The organism is Streptomyces sp. MA5143a, from assembly GCF_900290235.1.
Lineage (GTDB): Bacteria > Actinomycetota > Actinomycetes > Streptomycetales > Streptomycetaceae > Streptomyces.
On sequence record NZ_OLMK01000125.1, the window covers coordinates 45176 to 60616 of the forward strand.

General features: G+C 70.5%; 13 protein-coding genes and 1 pseudogene. 6 read left to right on the forward strand and 8 right to left on the reverse strand.

What is annotated here, in order from left to right; translation table 11 throughout:
* The first annotated feature begins 169 nt into the window (after positions 1-169).
* Genes SMA5143A_RS39290 through SMA5143A_RS39305 form a run of 4 tightly spaced genes read left to right on the forward strand, consistent with a single transcriptional unit; the run spans position 170 to position 4675 of the window.
* Positions 170-1123 (forward strand): carbohydrate ABC transporter permease, encoded by a 954-nt coding sequence (locus SMA5143A_RS39290; RefSeq protein ID WP_107467579.1) that lies wholly within the window; start codon positions 170-172, stop codon positions 1121-1123.
* 18 nt (positions 1124-1141) lie between these two features.
* Complete coding sequence (locus SMA5143A_RS39295) at positions 1142-2089, forward strand: carbohydrate ABC transporter permease (RefSeq protein WP_107467580.1); 948 nt, start codon at positions 1142-1144, stop codon at positions 2087-2089.
* A gap of 10 nt (positions 2090-2099) precedes the next feature.
* Complete coding sequence (locus tag SMA5143A_RS39300; protein WP_107467581.1) at positions 2100-3443, forward strand: ABC transporter substrate-binding protein; 1344 nt, start codon at positions 2100-2102, stop codon at positions 3441-3443.
* A 29-nt stretch (positions 3444-3472) separates the two neighbouring features.
* On the forward strand, positions 3473-4675 hold the full coding sequence (locus SMA5143A_RS39305; protein ID WP_107467582.1) for a Gfo/Idh/MocA family protein: 1203 nt from the start codon (positions 3473-3475) through the stop codon (positions 4673-4675).
* A gap of 39 nt (positions 4676-4714) precedes the next feature.
* Here SMA5143A_RS39305 and SMA5143A_RS39310 read toward each other — a convergent pair whose 3' ends face one another.
* Positions 4715-5410, reverse strand: coding sequence for a L,D-transpeptidase family protein (locus tag SMA5143A_RS39310; RefSeq protein ID WP_099968360.1), 696 nt, complete (start codon positions 5408-5410; stop codon positions 4715-4717).
* 134 nt (positions 5411-5544) lie between these two features.
* On the opposite strand from SMA5143A_RS39310, the gene SMA5143A_RS39315 reads away from it, so the two are divergent.
* On the forward strand, positions 5545-6030 hold the full coding sequence (locus SMA5143A_RS39315) for a carboxymuconolactone decarboxylase family protein (RefSeq protein ID WP_107467583.1): 486 nt from the start codon (positions 5545-5547) through the stop codon (positions 6028-6030).
* 78 nt (positions 6031-6108) lie between these two features.
* Here SMA5143A_RS39315 and SMA5143A_RS39320 read toward each other — a convergent pair whose 3' ends face one another.
* Genes SMA5143A_RS39320 through SMA5143A_RS39345 form a run of 6 tightly spaced genes read right to left on the reverse strand, consistent with a single transcriptional unit; the run spans position 6109 to position 14213 of the window.
* Positions 6109-6903, reverse strand: coding sequence for an aminotransferase class IV (locus SMA5143A_RS39320; protein WP_107467584.1), 795 nt, complete (start codon positions 6901-6903; stop codon positions 6109-6111).
* Positions 6904-6933: 30 nt separating this feature from the next.
* Positions 6934-8115: an FAD-dependent monooxygenase gene (locus SMA5143A_RS39325; protein ID WP_107467585.1), complete on the reverse strand. Its 1182-nt coding sequence runs from the start codon at positions 8113-8115 to the stop codon at positions 6934-6936.
* Complete coding sequence (locus SMA5143A_RS39330) at positions 8112-9701, reverse strand: class I adenylate-forming enzyme family protein (protein WP_107467586.1); 1590 nt, start codon at positions 9699-9701, stop codon at positions 8112-8114. Before SMA5143A_RS39330 ends, SMA5143A_RS39325 begins: the two co-directional genes overlap by 4 nt.
* Positions 9702-9749: 48 nt before the next feature.
* Entirely contained in the window at positions 9750-11357 is a 1608-nt protein-coding gene (locus SMA5143A_RS39335) for a benzoate-CoA ligase family protein (RefSeq protein ID WP_107467587.1), read from the reverse strand.
* Entirely contained in the window at positions 11354-13537 is a 2184-nt protein-coding gene (gene pabB / locus SMA5143A_RS39340; RefSeq protein WP_107467606.1) for an aminodeoxychorismate synthase component I, read from the reverse strand. Before pabB ends, SMA5143A_RS39335 begins: the two co-directional genes overlap by 4 nt.
* 31 nt (positions 13538-13568) lie before the next feature.
* Positions 13569-14213, reverse strand: a complete 645-nt coding sequence (locus SMA5143A_RS39345) for an antibiotic biosynthesis monooxygenase (RefSeq protein ID WP_375136601.1) — start codon at positions 14211-14213, stop codon at positions 13569-13571.
* Positions 14214-14386: 173 nt separating this feature from the next.
* On the opposite strand from SMA5143A_RS39345, the gene SMA5143A_RS39350 reads away from it, so the two are divergent.
* Complete coding sequence (locus tag SMA5143A_RS39350; RefSeq protein WP_107467588.1) at positions 14387-15166, forward strand: DUF3050 domain-containing protein; 780 nt, start codon at positions 14387-14389, stop codon at positions 15164-15166.
* A gap of 68 nt (positions 15167-15234) precedes the next feature.
* Here SMA5143A_RS39350 and SMA5143A_RS44405 read toward each other — a convergent pair.
* Positions 15235-15369, reverse strand: a pseudogene (locus SMA5143A_RS44405) (oxidoreductase); the annotation flags it as partial.
* Between the last annotated feature and the right edge of the window lie 72 nt (positions 15370-15441).

Below are 15441 nucleotides of genomic sequence, written 5' to 3' on the forward strand. Positions count from 1 at the left end.
GGGTCACACTCCCACACCCAATTATTTTCACGACGGAATCAACAACGTCATCGTAGCGCGCCTTCTACCGCCCCCAGAAGATGTCTACCGACCTCTTGACGGCCGAATATTTTCGCGACGAAAGTAAGTGCCGAGCTTTGAGGCCGAGCCGCCGACGAGGGAGCCTCCGATGACCGTCGCCTCCAGCAGCCCGCCGTCCCGCCTTCCCCTGAGTGGAGCCGAACCCCTGGAACCGACGAAGAAGGCGAGAGCGCGGGCCCGGGGCGACGGCCCGGTCGCGGCCCTGTTCATCGCCCCGGCGATGCTGGGCTTCCTGGTGTTCCTGCTGTGGCCGACCCTGCGGGGCGTCTACCTGAGCTTCACCCGTTTCAACCTGCTCACCCCGCCGCAGTGGGTCGGCCTCGACAACTACGTCCGTATGGTGAACGACCCCATCTTCTGGGATTCGTTGACGGTCACGGTCGAGTACGTCGTCATCAACATCGGGGTGCAGACGGTCGGGGCCCTCGCCGTCGCCGTCCTCCTCCAGCGGCTCACCCGGTCCGCCCTGCTGCGCGGGATCGTGCTCACGCCGTATCTGATGTCCAACGTGGTCGCCGGTCTGGTCTGGCTGTGGATCCTCGACACCCAGCTCGGCATCGGCAACGAGATCGTCGGCGCCCTCGGCGTCGACCGCATCCCGTTCCTCGCCGACGAGACCTGGGCGATCCCCACCATCGCCCTGATCAACGTGTGGCGGCACGTCGGCTACACCGCGCTGCTGATCTTCGCCGGTCTCCAGGCGATCCCCGACGACGTGTACGAGGCGGCGCGGGTGGACGGCGCCGGCGAGTGGCGGATGTTCTGGCGGATCACCATGCCGCTGCTGCGCCCCGTGCTCGCGGTCGTGCTGATCATGACGGTGATCGGCTCGTTCCAGGTCTTCGACACCGTGGCGGTGACCACGGCGGGCGGCCCCGCGAACGCGACCAACGTGCTCCAGTACTACATCTACGGCTCCGCCTTCGGCCGCTTCCAGTTCGGCTACGCCTCGGCCATGTCCGTCGCCCTGCTCGTCGTGCTCAGCGCGATCACCGTCCTGCAGTACCGGCTCACCCGGGCCGGCCGGAGCGACCTCGGCTGACGGAGAGGAGACACCGACATGGCCACCGTGACCACACCATCGACCTCTGCCCCCGCGCCCACCCCGGCTCCGGCCGTACCCCTCGCCCGGCGCCGCTTCTCCCTCGGTCGGGCCGCCGCCTGGACCGCGATGGGCCTGATCGTCCTCGTCACCCTGCTGCCCTTCTACTGGATCCTGCGCACCGCGCTGTCCAGCAACGCCGGACTGAGCGCCGATCCCTCCGACCCGTTCCCCGTGGACCTCACGACCAGCGGCTTCGAACGGGCCCTCGGGCTCCAGTCGGCCGAAGAGGCCATCGCCCAGGGCGGGGCGGGCGGCGGGCTCGACTTCTGGCGGTACCTGCTGAACTCGGTGATCGTCTCGACCCTGATCACCGGCTGCCAGATCTTCTTCTCCGCCATGGCCGCCTACGCCTTCGCCCGGCTGCGCTGGCGGGGCCGGGACCAGGTGTTCGGGCTGTTCCTCGCCGGGCTGATGGTGCCGACCATCTTCACGCTGCTGCCGAACTTCGTCCTCATCAAGGAGCTCCACCTGGTGGACTCGCTGCTCGGCATCGCGCTGCCCAGCCTGTTCATGACGCCGTTCGCGGTGTTCTTCCTGCGCCAGTTCTTCCTGAACATCCCGCGCGAGGTGGAGGAGGCGGCGCTGCTCGACGGCGCCGGGAAGATCAAGATCTTCTTCCGGGTGGTCCTGCCGATGGCGTCCACACCGATCATCACACTGTCCGTGCTGACGTACATCACCGCCTGGAACGACTACTTCTGGCCGCTGATGGTCTCCTACAGCGACAGCTCACGCGTCCTGACCGTGGCGCTGGCGATCTTCCGGGCGCAGACCCCGGCGACCGGTGTCGACTGGTCGGGGCTCACGGCCGCGACGCTGATCGCCGCGCTGCCGATGCTGGTGCTCTTCGGCTGCTTCGCCCGCCGCATCGTCAGCTCCATCGGCTTCACCGGGATCAAGTGAGGGACCACTGATGCGACTTCGTACGCTGACCGCTCTCGCCGGAGCGCTGACACTGTCCCTGGTGACCGGCTGCGCGCAGGGCGGCGCCGCCGGCGCGTCCTCGGACACGGTGACGTACTGGCTGTGGGACGCCAACCAGCTGCCCGCCTACCAGGCCTGCGCGAAGGGGTTCGAGAAGGAGAACCCCGGACTGGACGTGAGGATCACGCAGTTGGGCTGGTCCGACTACTGGACCAAGCTCACCGCGGGATTCATCGCGGGTACCCAGCCCGATGTGTTCACCGACCACATCCAGAACTTCGGCCAGTTCGCCGACCTGAAGGTCCTCGAACCTCTCGACGACCTCGGCATCGACGACTCCGCCTACCAGCCGGGGCTCGCCGCCAACTGGATCGGCAAGGACGGACACCGCTACGGCGCCCCCAAGGACTGGGACACCGTCGGGCTGTTCTACAACTCCGAGATGGCCGCCGACGCCGGGTTCACGCCCGAGGAACTCAACAGCCTCTCCTGGAACCCCGAGGACGGCGGCACCTTCGAGAAGGCCATCGCCCACCTCACGATCGACCGGAACGGCAGGCGGGGCGACGAACCGGGCTTCGACAGGCGCAACGTGAAGGTGTACGGCCTGGCCACGGGCGGCGGCGGCTACGGCGACGGCCAGACCCAGTGGAGCAACTTCGCGGCCTCCGCCGGGTGGAACTACCTCGACAAGGCGCGCTGGGGCACGAAGTACCAGTACGACAGCAGGACCTTCCAGTCCGTGATCAAGTGGTACTTCGGCCTCGCGAAGAAGGGGTACATGCCGCCCCTGACGGACTACAACGTCCAGTCCAACCAGCAGAACACCCAGATCGCCGCGGGCAAGGCCGCCACCGCCTTCGACGGGGCCTGGATGATCTCCACCTACGCCGGCTTCAAGGGCAAGGACATCCGGACCGCCCTGACGCCGGTCGGCCCGACCGGCAAGCGCGCCACCATGATGAACGGCCTCGCCGACTCCATCACCAAGGCGTCCAGGAACAAGGAGGGCGCCCGCAAGTGGGTGTCCTACCTGGCCTCGGACACGTGCCAGAGGGTCGTCGGCGGGTACGGCGTCGTGTTTCCCGCCACCCCGGCCGGCACCGAGGCCGCCGTGGCCGCGTACCGGAAGAAGGGCATCGACGTCTCGTCGTTCACCGAGCCCGTGGCCGACAAGAAGCGCTTCCGGACGTTCTCCTACCCGATCGCCAGCTACTCGGCCGACATGAAGGCCCTGATGCAGCCCGCGATGGAGGACATCTACGGGGGCGGCAAGCCGGTGAGCAGCCTCGACGAGACCAACGACCAGATCAACCTCATCCTCTCGCAGTGACCTGTCGATCCATGAAGGGCATCTCTTCCATGACGTTCTCCCTCGGCATCGTGGGCGCCGGCCAGTTCTCCGGCCAGTTCGCCACGCTGTTCCAGGCCCACCCCGGCGTCGGCGACGTGTACGTCACCGACCTGCTGCCCGAGCGGGCCGAGCACCTGGTCGCCGCCCAGGGCCTGGCCGGCACCTTCCCCTCGTACGAGGCGATGCTGGAGTCGAAGGCCGTGGACGCGGTCGCGATCTTCACCCAGCGCTGGACGCACGGGCCACTGGTACTGAAGGGCCTCAACGCCGGCAAGCATGTGTACTCCGCGGTCCCCATGGCGATCACCACGGAGGAGATCGCGGCGATCATCGACGCGGTGAAGGCGACCGGGCTGACGTACATGATGGGTGAGACCAGCCAGTACAACCCGGCGACCGTGCACGCCCGCAACCAGATCGCCGAGGGCGCCTTCGGGCGGCTGTTCTACGCCGAGGGCGACTACGTCCACGACATGGACCTCGGGTTCTACGAGGCGTACCAGTACAGCGGCGGCGAGAACTGGAAGCAGACGGCGAGCTATCCCCCGCTGCTGTACCCGACGCACTCGGTGGGCGGGGTGCTCGGCGCCTGGCAGACGCACGCGGTGAGCGTCTCCGCGATCGGTGTCGTCGACGGGCGCGGCGACGGGGTGTTCGACAAGGACGTCAGCCAGTTCGGCAACGACTTCTCCAACGCGACCGCGCTGTTCGAGGTGGCGGGCGGCGGCTCGTTCCGGACGAACGAGTTCCGGCGGGTGGGCTACCCCTCGCACATACGGGAGTCCCGTTTCCGCTTCTTCGGGACGGAGGCGAGCATGGAACAGCTCGCCACGGTGGCGCTGTGGCAGGACAAGAAGGGGGTGAAGGACATCAGCGAGCTGCTCGAACCCAAGCAGACGCTGTCCCCCGACGATCCGTCCCTCCAGCACATCGCGCCGGATCTGCGGGCCGCGTTCACCTCCGGTTCGGCGCCGGTGCACGACCGGACGCGGCTGCCGCGGGCCTTCGACAACCTGCACAACGGCCACGAGGGCAGCCACCACTTCCTGGTGGACGACTTCGTGACCGCCGTGAACTCCCGCACCCTTCCGTCGGTCAACGCGTGGGTGGCGGCCCGCTACACCCTGCCGGGGATCGTCGCGCACGAGTCCGCGCGGCAGGGTGGGGTGCGGTTGGAGATCCCGGACTTCGGGGACGCGCCCGAGGCGTGACGTGCACGGCGGTCCGTGGGCCGGGCTCCTGGCGGTGCGTCAGGTGCCCGGCTTGCGGCCGTACACGTAGACGTCGTCGCCGTTCTTCAGCAGGGACCAGTACTTCTTGGCGTCGGCCGTGGTCATGTTGGCGCACCCGTGGGAGCCCGGCGGGTTCCACACGCTGACACCGACGGCGTGGAAGGCCTGGCCGCCGTCGAAGAACTGGCTGTAGGGCATCGGCACGTGGTAGATCGACGACACGTGGTCGATGTGCCGCCAGTAGATCTTCTTCAGACCGGTGCGGGTCTCGTAGCCGTCGCGGCCGGTGCGGACGGGCACGGGCCCGTACACGAGCTTGCTGCCGTCCTGGATCCAGCTCAGCTGGAGGGTCAGGTCGACGCAGGCGATGCGGCCCTTGTTGACCGGGCACTTCCCGGCCTTGTTCGGGTTCTTGCCGACGGCCTTCTGCTTGTTCATCAGGTCCATCACGCCCCAGGTGACGGAGCCCGCGTAGCCGATGTTCGGGCTGATGCCGTGCTTGGTCTGGAACGCCTTGATGGCCCGGCAGTCGGCGGCCGACTGCCTGCCGTCGACCGGTCGGCCGAGGAACTTCTCGACCTGCTTCTGGTACGGCCCGGCCGATGTCGTGCAACTCGCCGCCTGCGCGGGCGTCGTGCCCAGCGCGAGCGTGAGCGGTGCCAGCAGTCCGGTGACGGTCAGTGCGATGGCGCCTCTTCTTCCTATGTCCCCCATGGCGGGCCTTTCCCTTTCACGCGATTTGTAGGTTGTGTGGGGGTAGACAGCCGGCGTCGGCCGGCGGTTGTGGTCCGGGCCGCTTCGAGACGAAACAGTTACACGGCGAGTAATTCGCATATAGAGTTCTCCCCATGAGCAACAGCGATTCCCTATCTCGCGTGGCCCTCAAGAAAATCACCCCGGATGTGTCCGCGGCAATGGGCTCCCTGCACTCCGCCGCCGTTTCCGCGGCGCGGGACGCGAAGGTCGAGCCGGAGATCCTCGAACTGATCCGCATTCGCGCCTCACAGATCAACGGCTGCGCCTTCTGTCTGGACATGCACACCAAGGACGCCCGCGCCCAGGGCGAGACCGAACAGCGGATCTACGCACTGAACGCCTGGCGCGAGACGCCCTTCTTCAACGCCCGGGAGCGGGCCGCGCTGGCCCTCACCGAGGCTGTGACCTCGGTGGACGAGGGACATGTGCCGGACGACGTGTACGCGGCCGCGGCCGGGGTGTTCGACGACGAGCAGCTCGCGGCACTGATCTGGGCGGCCACCGTCATCAACGCCTACAACCGGATAGCGATCGCGACCCGGATGGTCCCCGGCGCCTATCAGCCGGTAACGAAGTGAAATTTCACAGGTAGGGTGGCATGGAATGCGCCGGGCCGTTTCCATTCGGCCCGGCGCTTGTCGTCGCTCCCCTGTTTCCTATGTTTCGGGAAGCGGCTCCATAATGCTGTCGAGCCATTCCCGCCATTGTGGTGCGTGGACCGCCCGGCCGGCGGTCATGGGTCTGCCGGTCCAGGCGGCGACGGGGCGGATCCCGTGCAGGGCGTTGACGAGCCACACCTCGCGGCCGTCGAGGCCGGCCAGGGAGCGCTCGCGGTGGGCGACCCGGACCCCGGTGCGGGCCGCGCGCTCCAGGACGAGCGCCGTGGTCACCCCCGGCAGGACGGGCAGCCGGGGCGGCGGCAGACAGAGCGTGTCGTCCTCCCACCACAGCAGGCTGGAGTTGGCGGCCTCCAGGACCAGCCCGGACGGCGCGATCAGCACGGCCTCGTCGGCCTGCGCGCCGGAGGCCCGGCCGCGCACCCGGGCCAGGGCGTCGAGGTCGGGTCCCTTGCGGCGGGGCACGGTGCGCGGGTCGGGCTGCCCGGCCGCCCATACCCGCACCTCGGCACCGAGGGGCGGGGCAGGCCGCAGCCGCAAGCGCAACTCCAGTGATCCGGAGGCGAGTTCCACCCGGGGGAACCACTCCCCCGTGCGGGGCAGCGCGGCCGTCATGTCCGTCCAGAAGTCGACCACCCGGCCGAGCGGAGGTGCGCCGCACTCACCGCAGGACCGCAGGAACCGCTCCCGGTGCCGGTCGAAACCGCGCACCCGCCCGTCGCGCAGCAACCAGGAGTCCGCGACGAGCAGCCGCCCGCCCTGGGCCTGACCGGGGGTCAGGCCGTGTTCGGGGGACCAGGTCGACAGACCTTCCGCGATGGCCGGTTGTGTCACTCAGTGCTCCTGTGTTGGTTCGATCCCGGTTCAGTACTTGCGGCCCGCGACGGCCGGGGCGCCGTGCCGGGGGCCGTACGGCGCGTGTTCCAGCCAGGCGCCGCACCGGGGGACGACGGGGGCGAGGGCCGCCGCCGCGCGCTGCTTGACGCGGACGATACGCCGCCGCGGCCGCAGATGGTCCAGGGCGGTGCCCGCGGCGGCGCTGTTGAACAGGCCCGCCGCGCGCCGGACCTCGGCGAAGCCGGCGACGGCCTCGGGCGTGCCGTCGGCGATCGCGCGGGCGGCCGCGGCCGCGTCGGCGATCCCGCTGTTCATGCCGCGCGCCCCGAACGGCGGGAAGAGATGGGCGGCCTCACCGGCGAGCAGCACCCGGCCGTGCGGGTCGGTGAAGACGGCGGCGACCTTGCGCAGGAAGCGGTAGGTGGAGACCCACAGGACGCGGTCGCCGTAGCCGTCGCCGACGACCTCGGGCAGCCAGCGGCGTACGGCGTCCTCGGTGCCGTACTCCTCGGCCGTGTCGTCGTCCCGGCACTGCAGGTCGAGTTGGAAGCCGCCGGTGAACGGCACGCGCATGACGCTGCGGTGGCCGAGCGCCGGGTGCTCGTAGTGGAAGACCCGCTCCAGGGGCAGTTCGGCTCCGGGGATGTCGGCGACGTCGACGACGACATGGAAGCCCTCGCCGTGGGTGCCCTCCAGGGGGATGCCCAGTTCGCGGCGTACGGCGGAGCGGGCGCCGTCGGCGGCGACGGCGTGCGTGCCCTCCCAGGTGCGGCCGTCGGCGTCGGTGAGCCGTACCCCGGCGGGGTCGGTGTGCACGCCGGTGATCCGCGCGTCCCACACGAACTCCACTCCTGCGTCCTCGCAGGCGGCGAGCAGGAAGCGCTCGGTGTCGACCTGGCGGAGGCTGGTGAAGGGCGGGGTGCCGGTGGACGGCGGGAAGGTGCGCGCGTAGACCTCGCGGCCCCGGTAGAGGGTGCGCTTGGTGTGCCAGGTCTGCCCGAACGCGGCGATCGTCGACGCCAGGCCGGGGCGCATGCCCTCCAGGAGTTCCAGGGTCTCGCGGTGGACGAACAGGGCACGGCTGCCCGGACGTTCGCGGCTCTCGGGGTCGGCTTCGAGCAGGACGACGGGGATACCGTGGGCGCGCAGCGCGAGGGCGGCGGCCAGGCCGACCGGGCCGGCGCCCACGACGAGTGCCGGGGTCGTCATGTGCGGGCGCCCTCGGCGAGCAGGCGGGTGATCTCGACCCGCTTGACCTTCCAGGTGGAGGTCATGGGCAGGTCCTCGAACCGCCACTGCCTCGGCTCGGCCATGGCCGGCAGGTCCGCGGTGGCCTCCTGCCAGCGTCGCGGGTCCAGGGGGCGTTCGCCGCGTACGCAGACCACGGGGACGGGTTCACGGTAGGCGCCGGGGACGATGACGACCTCGCGCAGCTCCTCCAGGCGGGACATCAGGGTGTCCTCGACCTCCAGGTTGCTGTGCACGGAGTCGATCTGGTCGATCTCGCGGTCGATGAGGTGGAGGGCGCCCCAGCGGCTCTGGTAGCCCATGTCGCCCATCTGCCACCAGCCGCCGTCGAGTTGGCGTAGATAGCGGTCGCGGGCGCCCAGGTAGGTGAGGATGCGGCCGCGGGTGCGGGCCTCGATGCGGCCGGGGGTGCCGGGGGCGACCCGGCGACCCGTCTCGTCGGCGACGCGGACGCGGGTGAAGCCGGGGATGCCGATGCCGACCCTGCGGCCGTCCGCGCGGGCGGCGCTGCGGCGGGTGAACCACTGGAAGGCGACCGGGCCGGTCTCGCTCTGCCCGTACAACTGGATCAGCCAGGGCGAGCGCCGGTGGGAGGCGTCCAGCAGCCTGCGCACGGTCCGTGGGTGGATGGCGTCGAAGGTGGAGCCGTAGGAGCGGACGCGGGACAGCGGGGCGCCCGGCGCGTCGGCCAGTTCCTCCCACAGGACGAAGGTGTTGGGGTGGGTCTCTACGATGCCGGGGCGGTGGCGGGCGAGGAGCGGGCCCACGTTCGCCGGTTCCGGGTCGAGGATGAGGACCAGCGGGCTGCCGAAGTGCAGCAGGACACCGAGCAGGTGGTAGAAGCGCGAGTGCACGAACGACATGTGCAGCGCGGCGGTCTCGCCCCGGGTGGGCCAGCCCATGGCCTTCTGCGGGACGAGCCGGTTCCACATGGTGTTCGGGCAGTGCACGGCGAGCTTGGGGACGCCGGTCGTGCCGGAGCTGTGGGTGATCAGGGAGGGATCGCGGGGGTGGAGGCGCACGGCGGCGGGAGTCGCCGCGCCCGCGTACTTCCCCAGCGGTTCGGCGCCCGGGGCGTCGTCGACGCAGAGGGCGCGCCGGACGGCGCCGGTGAGGTCGACGTCCCGCAACGGGCCGTCGAGCTTGGCGCGGTCGGTGATCAGCCAGGGCCGGTGGAGACGTTCGAGGAGCTGTGCGACGACAGGGCCCGCGAGGCCGGGCGACAGCAGGACGGGAACGGCGCCGATACGGGAGATCGCGCAGGTCAGCAGGACGATGTCGACGTTGTCCGTCTTGTGGACGGCGACTTCCTCGGAGGGGCGCACGCCCGCTTCCCAGAGGCGGCCGGAGAGTTCGTCGACCAGGTCGGCGAGGGCGGCGTACGTGAGGTCGGTCCCGGCGGCGGGGGCCACGTCGAGGGGCCGGTCGAGGGTGACGAAGACCTGCCCGTGACGGTCGGCGGCCTCCCGGAGCATCGAGCCCAGGTAGAAGCCGCGCCCGGCCAGCACGGGCGGCGCGCTCGGCCCGGCATGCTGCTGGTGTCGCATGGTTCCCAACCTTTCTGCGGGGGCGGGGGCGGACGTGACGGCCATCGCTCACCACGCCCCTTGGCGGACGAGGTGCCGGCGGAGTTTTCCGGTCGCGGTGCGGGGCAGGGTGGGCACGAAGCTCACACTGCGGGGGACCTTGAAGGCGGCCAGGTTGTCGCGGGCCTTGCAGATGAGTTCGGCCTCCAGGCCCACCCCGATGGGCGGGACGGGAACGACGAAGGCCCGCAGCCGGCTGGCGCCGCGTTCGTCGGTGACGGCCACGACGGCGACGTCCCGTACCCCGGGGTGGGTGCGCAGCAGGGCCTCCACCTCCAGCGGGGAGACGGTGATCCCGCCGACCATCTCCATGTCGTCGGCGCGGCCCAGGTGCCGGTAGGTGCCGTCGGGTTCGCGGCGGGCCCGGTCCCGGGTGCCCAGCCAGCCGCCGACCAGGGCCCGTTCGGTCTCCTCGGGCCGGTTGAGGTAGCCGGGCGTCACCGTCGGCCCGCGCACCCAGAGTTCGCCGGTCTCGCCGTCGGGCACGGGGTTGCCCTCGCGGTCGCGCAGTTCGATCTCGAAGCCGGGGACGGGGCGGCCGACCGTGCCGGGGTGGTTGTGGTCGAAGCCGTTGGCGCAGAAGGCGTGGCCCGCCTCCGTGGAGCCGATCTGCTCCAGGACGGGGGCGCCCAGCAGGTGGGTGACCTGCTTGCCGATGCCGGCGGGCATGCCCTCGCCGGCGGAGATCGCCGCGCGTACCGAGGCGAAGCAGCTCTCGTGCCCGTCGGCCAGGTCGGTGACGAGGGCGGCGTACGCGGACGGCACCGAGTACAGCAGGGTCACGCGGTGGCGGGCGACGAGTTCGTCCACGACGGCGGGGGTGGGGCGGCGGTCGGTGAGGACCGCGCTGGAGCCGGAGAAGAGGGGGAAGACGAAGGCGTTGCCGAAGCCGTAGGCGAAGTAGAGCCGGGAGACGGAGAGGGTCACGTCGTCGGGGGTGACGCGCAGGACCCGGCGGCCGATGAGGTCGTGGTAGGTCCTGGGGTCGCCGTGGACGTGGACGACACCCTTGGGGCGGCCCGTGGTGCCGGAGGTGTACTGGATGTAGAGCGGGGTGTGGGCGTCCACCGGGTGCGCCGTGCGCATGGGCCGTGCCGTGGCGGTGAGCGCGGTCAGCTGGTCGGAGCCGAGGCGCGGCGCTCGGGGCGCCGCGGGGGGAGTGGTCGTGCGGGCCGGGAGGCTCCGGTCCAGGCCGGGTCCCGTCACCCACAGCACGGCCTCGGTGTCGTCCGCCATGAACTGTAGGTCGGGCGGCGGGAGTTCGGGGTTGACCAGCACCGCGACCGCGCCCAGCCGGGCGAGTGCGAGGAAGGTGGTGACCCAGGTGACGGAGTCCGGCAGGGCCAGCAGGACCCGGTCCCCGGGGCGTACTCCCTGGTCGTGCAGCACGGTGGCCGTGCGGGCCGCGAGGTCGTGGACGGCGCCATGGGTGTGGGCGCGGTGGCCCTGGTGGAAGGCGGGGCGGTCGGTCCAGCCGCGGTGCTCGGCGAGGGCCGTCAGGTGCGCGGCGAGGTTGACGGGGGCGTCCGCGTCGGCCGGCCGGGATACGGAGGCGTTCCGCTGGGCGGGGATGGCCGCGGCGGCCCCGATCAGTGTGGGGTGCGGTGTCGTCGTCATCGGCTGCTCTCCTCGGTGACCGCCGGGGCGGAGGCGTGCTCACGGTGGGCCCGCATGAGGGCCGCGGTCTTCAGGAGCATCTCGTCGTACTCGGCGGCCGGGTCGGAGTCCAGGACGATCGCGCCGCCGGCGCCCAGGTGCATGCGTCCGCCCTGGAACACGGCGGTGCGGATGACGATGTTGAGGTCGGCGCCGCCACCGCAGCCGAGGTAGCCGAGGGCGCCCGAGTAGACGCCCCTCGCCTCGGTCTCCAGGGAGTCGATGATCTCCATGGTGCGCAGCTTGGGTGCCCCGGTCATGGAGCCGCCCGGGAAGCAGGCCCGGACGCAGTCCACGGCGCCGGTGCCCTCGCGCAGACGTCCCTCGACCGTGGAGACGAGCTGGTGCACGGTGGCGTAGGTCTCGGTGTCCATGAGGCGGGAGACGCGTACGGTGCCGGTCCGCGAGACCCGGCCGAGGTCGTTGCGGAGCAGGTCGACGATCATCAGGTTCTCGGCGCGGGTCTTGGCGTCCGCGGCGAGTCCCTCGCGCAGCCGGTCGTCCTCCTCCGGTGTGGCGCCTCTCGGGGCGGTGCCCTTGATGGGTTTGGCCTCGGCGAGGCCGTCGCGGGTGATCCGCAGGAAGCGTTCGGGTGAGGAGCCGGCGATGTCGAGGTCGCCGAACCTGAGGAAGGCCGCGTACGGGGCGGGGTTCACGCGGCGCAACGCCCGGTAGAAGTCGTACGGGTCGTACGGGGCGGGTAAGCGCGCCGCGTTGGTGAGACAGACCTCGTAGCTGGTACCGGCGTGGAGTTCGGCCTTGCAGGCGTCGATGTCGGCGAGGTAGGTGGCGCGGTCGCGCACCAGCCAGGGTTCGGCGGCGCGCGGGTAGGGCGCGGACGACCGCAGCGGCAGGGTGGGGTTGGTGGCGATGAAGGTCAGCTGGGCGAGCGCCGTGTCGAGCCATTCGCCGGCCTCGCGGGCGGCGGCCGGGGTGTCCTCGGCGAGGCAGACGGCGTAGGTGTGGCCCTCCTGGTGGTCGACGGCGATCAGCCGGTCCGCGAACAGCCAGCAGGCGTCGGGGGTGTCGGCCGTGTGGCGGTTCGGGGAGCCGCTGTCGGCCTTCAGTTCGTAGCCAAAGTAGCCGACGTAGCCGCCGGTGAGGTCGAAGGGGAGGCCGGTCGCGTCGACCTTGCGGCTGGCCAGCTGCCGCTTCAGGTAGTCGTAGACACTCGCGCGGACCCGGCGGGTGGGCCGTCCCTCCCGCTCGATCTCGCAGACACCGCTGTCGACGTCGTAGCGGACGAACTCGGCGAGGGGGCCGGTGCCGTCGCCGAAGAACGAGAACCGGGACAGGCCCTCCTCGACGCGGGAGCTGTCCAGCCAGAAGGCTCGCGGCGCGTCGGCGTGCATCCGGGTGAAGGCGGCCTCGGCGTCGACGGCGACGGCGATACGGCGGGTGTGCAGCCGGTATGCGGGCCCGGGGGCGCGCCGGGGGCGGGGGATCGCGCCGGCGAGGGGGGTGACGGCGGTGGTTCCCGCGCGGGCCGGTGCGGTGACCGGGGCGCTCGTCGGCGGGTCGGGCGGGGCGCTCGGGACGCTTCTCGTACGGGGGCCGCCGGCTCGTTCCTCCGTGAGGTCGCGGAAGTTGACCAGCAGGCGGTGCCCGTGGTCGGTGAGGACGGACTCGGGGTGGAACTGGACCCCCCACAGCGGCCGTTCACAGTGGCGCAGCCCCATGAGGACACCGTCCTCGGACCAGGCGGTGGCCTCCAGGCTCGGCGGCAGCGGCTCGCGCACGGACAGCGAGTGGTAGCGGACGACGGTGAAGTTCTGCGGCAACCCGCGGAACAGGTCACGGCCGTCGTGCCGGACCGTGGAGAGGTGCCCGTGGCGGGGCCACGGGGCGGGCTCGACGTCGGCCCGCTCCCCCACCGCGATGCCCTGGTGGCCCAGGCAGACACCCAGCACGGGGATCGTCGCCTCGGCGATGACCTGCGCGGCGATCCCGAAGTCGCGCCTTTCCGAGGGGTGGCCGGGCCCGGGCGACACCACGACGTTGTCGAATTCCCGCAGCTTCGGAATGTCGTCGGGCGAGGCGTCGTTGAGCACGACCTCCGGCTCCTCGCCGTTGACCTCGGCGATCAGCTGGAACAGGTTGTACGTGTACGAGTCATAATTGTCGATGAGCAAGGTTTTCAACCTGCCCACCCCCCTCTGATCGTTCTCGGACCTAGGCGGTCCGACGTTTGTGCCGGCCGCGCAGCGCCTGCAACGGCGGATACAGCCATTTTTTGAGGAATCGCTGGAGTCTCGGCATGAGAATCCAGGTGACGATGGCCGTCACGGACAGACACAGCAGAAGTGTTCGGAAAAGTGGATTGAGATCGGCGAGATAAGGGAGTACCAGCAGGTTGAACAGGAGCACGGGTGGGAAGACCGCGCTCATATTCACCAGCCAGAGTTTCCATTTCGGGGGCGGGCGCGGGGCGGCCGGCGTCGGTTCCCGGGTGGTCTGGGAGTCGAACCAGGCCTTGGAGCCCGTCACGCTACGGCGACCGGTCTCCCGGGCCAGCCCCTCGGCGCGTGCTGCCCACTCGGCCCTGACCAGGGAGTTCTCCCAGGTCCGGGCCGAATCCTCACTGTCGAAGCGGTAGACCACATGCCACTCCGCCTCTCCGTCGACCAGTACGCCGCCCCCCAGAAAGCCCGGCTGCCGCGCACTCGTACGCAGCGCGGCCCACCCCCACGAGTGGAAGTCGGCCTCGCGCCCCGGCACCACGTGATACGCGATGGTGACGGTAACGGGATTCCTGCTCACGCCGTCGAGTACGGGAAGAACTGACGCCCCGTTCACATCTTCAACGAACTTTTTCAAGCTGTCCGGATCGTTCGCGTATGACGCTCTTTCAGCCGCCTTGGAGTCGTCTGTCGGGGAGTAAGGCGGGGTAACTTCCGGTCATTTCGGGAAGCGCTTGCCCGGGAAACCGAAAAAGGCGCACCATCTCCCTCGGGCTCTGTGAAGAAGCAGTGCGGAAGAAAAGGAGAGCCATGTCCAGGTACGACTGGGACCTCCAGCACGAGGGAATCGACAGGGCGCGTGCCGCGATTGAACCCGTACGGAAAGAAGTCACGGCGCACCCGATCTATCGGCGGGTGGAAAGCCGTGCGGACCTGGCCGTTTTCATGGAGCACCATGTGTACGCGGTGTGGGACTTCATGTCGCTGCTGAAGTCCCTGCAACGGGACCTCACATGCGTCGACGTCCCGTGGGTGCCGCGGGGCTCGGAGGTGAGCCGGCGACTCATCAACGACATCGTCCTCGTCGAGGAGAGCGACGAGCTGAACGGCGGGTTCACGAGTCACTTCGAGCTCTACCGGGCGGGCATGGCCGAGGCCGGCGCGGACACCGCCCGCCTCGACACGTTCCTGGGGCTCGTCGGAGAGGGCCACGAGGTGTCGGCCGCCCTGCGGGTGGCCCAGGTGCCGGGCCCCGCGGCGGAGTTCGTCCGGACCACGTTCGAGATCATCACGGAGCGGCCGCTGCACTGCCGGGCCGCGGCGTTCGCGTTCTCACGGGAGGACCTGATCCCCGACATGTTCGACCAGGTGATCGGCACGGAGGGCACCGACCGGTTCCCCCTGTTCCGGGACTATCTGGCACGGCACATCGAGGTCGACGGGGAGGAGCACACCCCGATGGCGATGGCCATGGTGGCCGATCTGTGCGGGGCCGACGAGGGGCGGTGGGAGGAGGCGGTGCAGACGGCGACCGCCGCGCTCGAAGCGAGGGCCCGCTTGTGGGACGGGGTTGTGGAGACGATGGGGTAGAGGGGGGTGCCGGGCCGACGGGGTGGCGCCGGGGGCTCCGGGGGCGACGAGCCGACGCAGGGGTGACGCGCTGACGCAGGCGCCGACGCGCTGAGGACCCGAGCGCCCTCCCCGGCCGGCCGCCGAGCGGTGGCCGCCACGATCCCCCGCGCCGCACCCGTGATGAGCACGCCGTACCCCTCGAAGCGTCCCGTCGCGTCCATGCGCCGGAACGTACTGCGCACCCGATCACCATGACAGGTGCGACGCGATCACGAGCCCGGTTACGGTGCGAG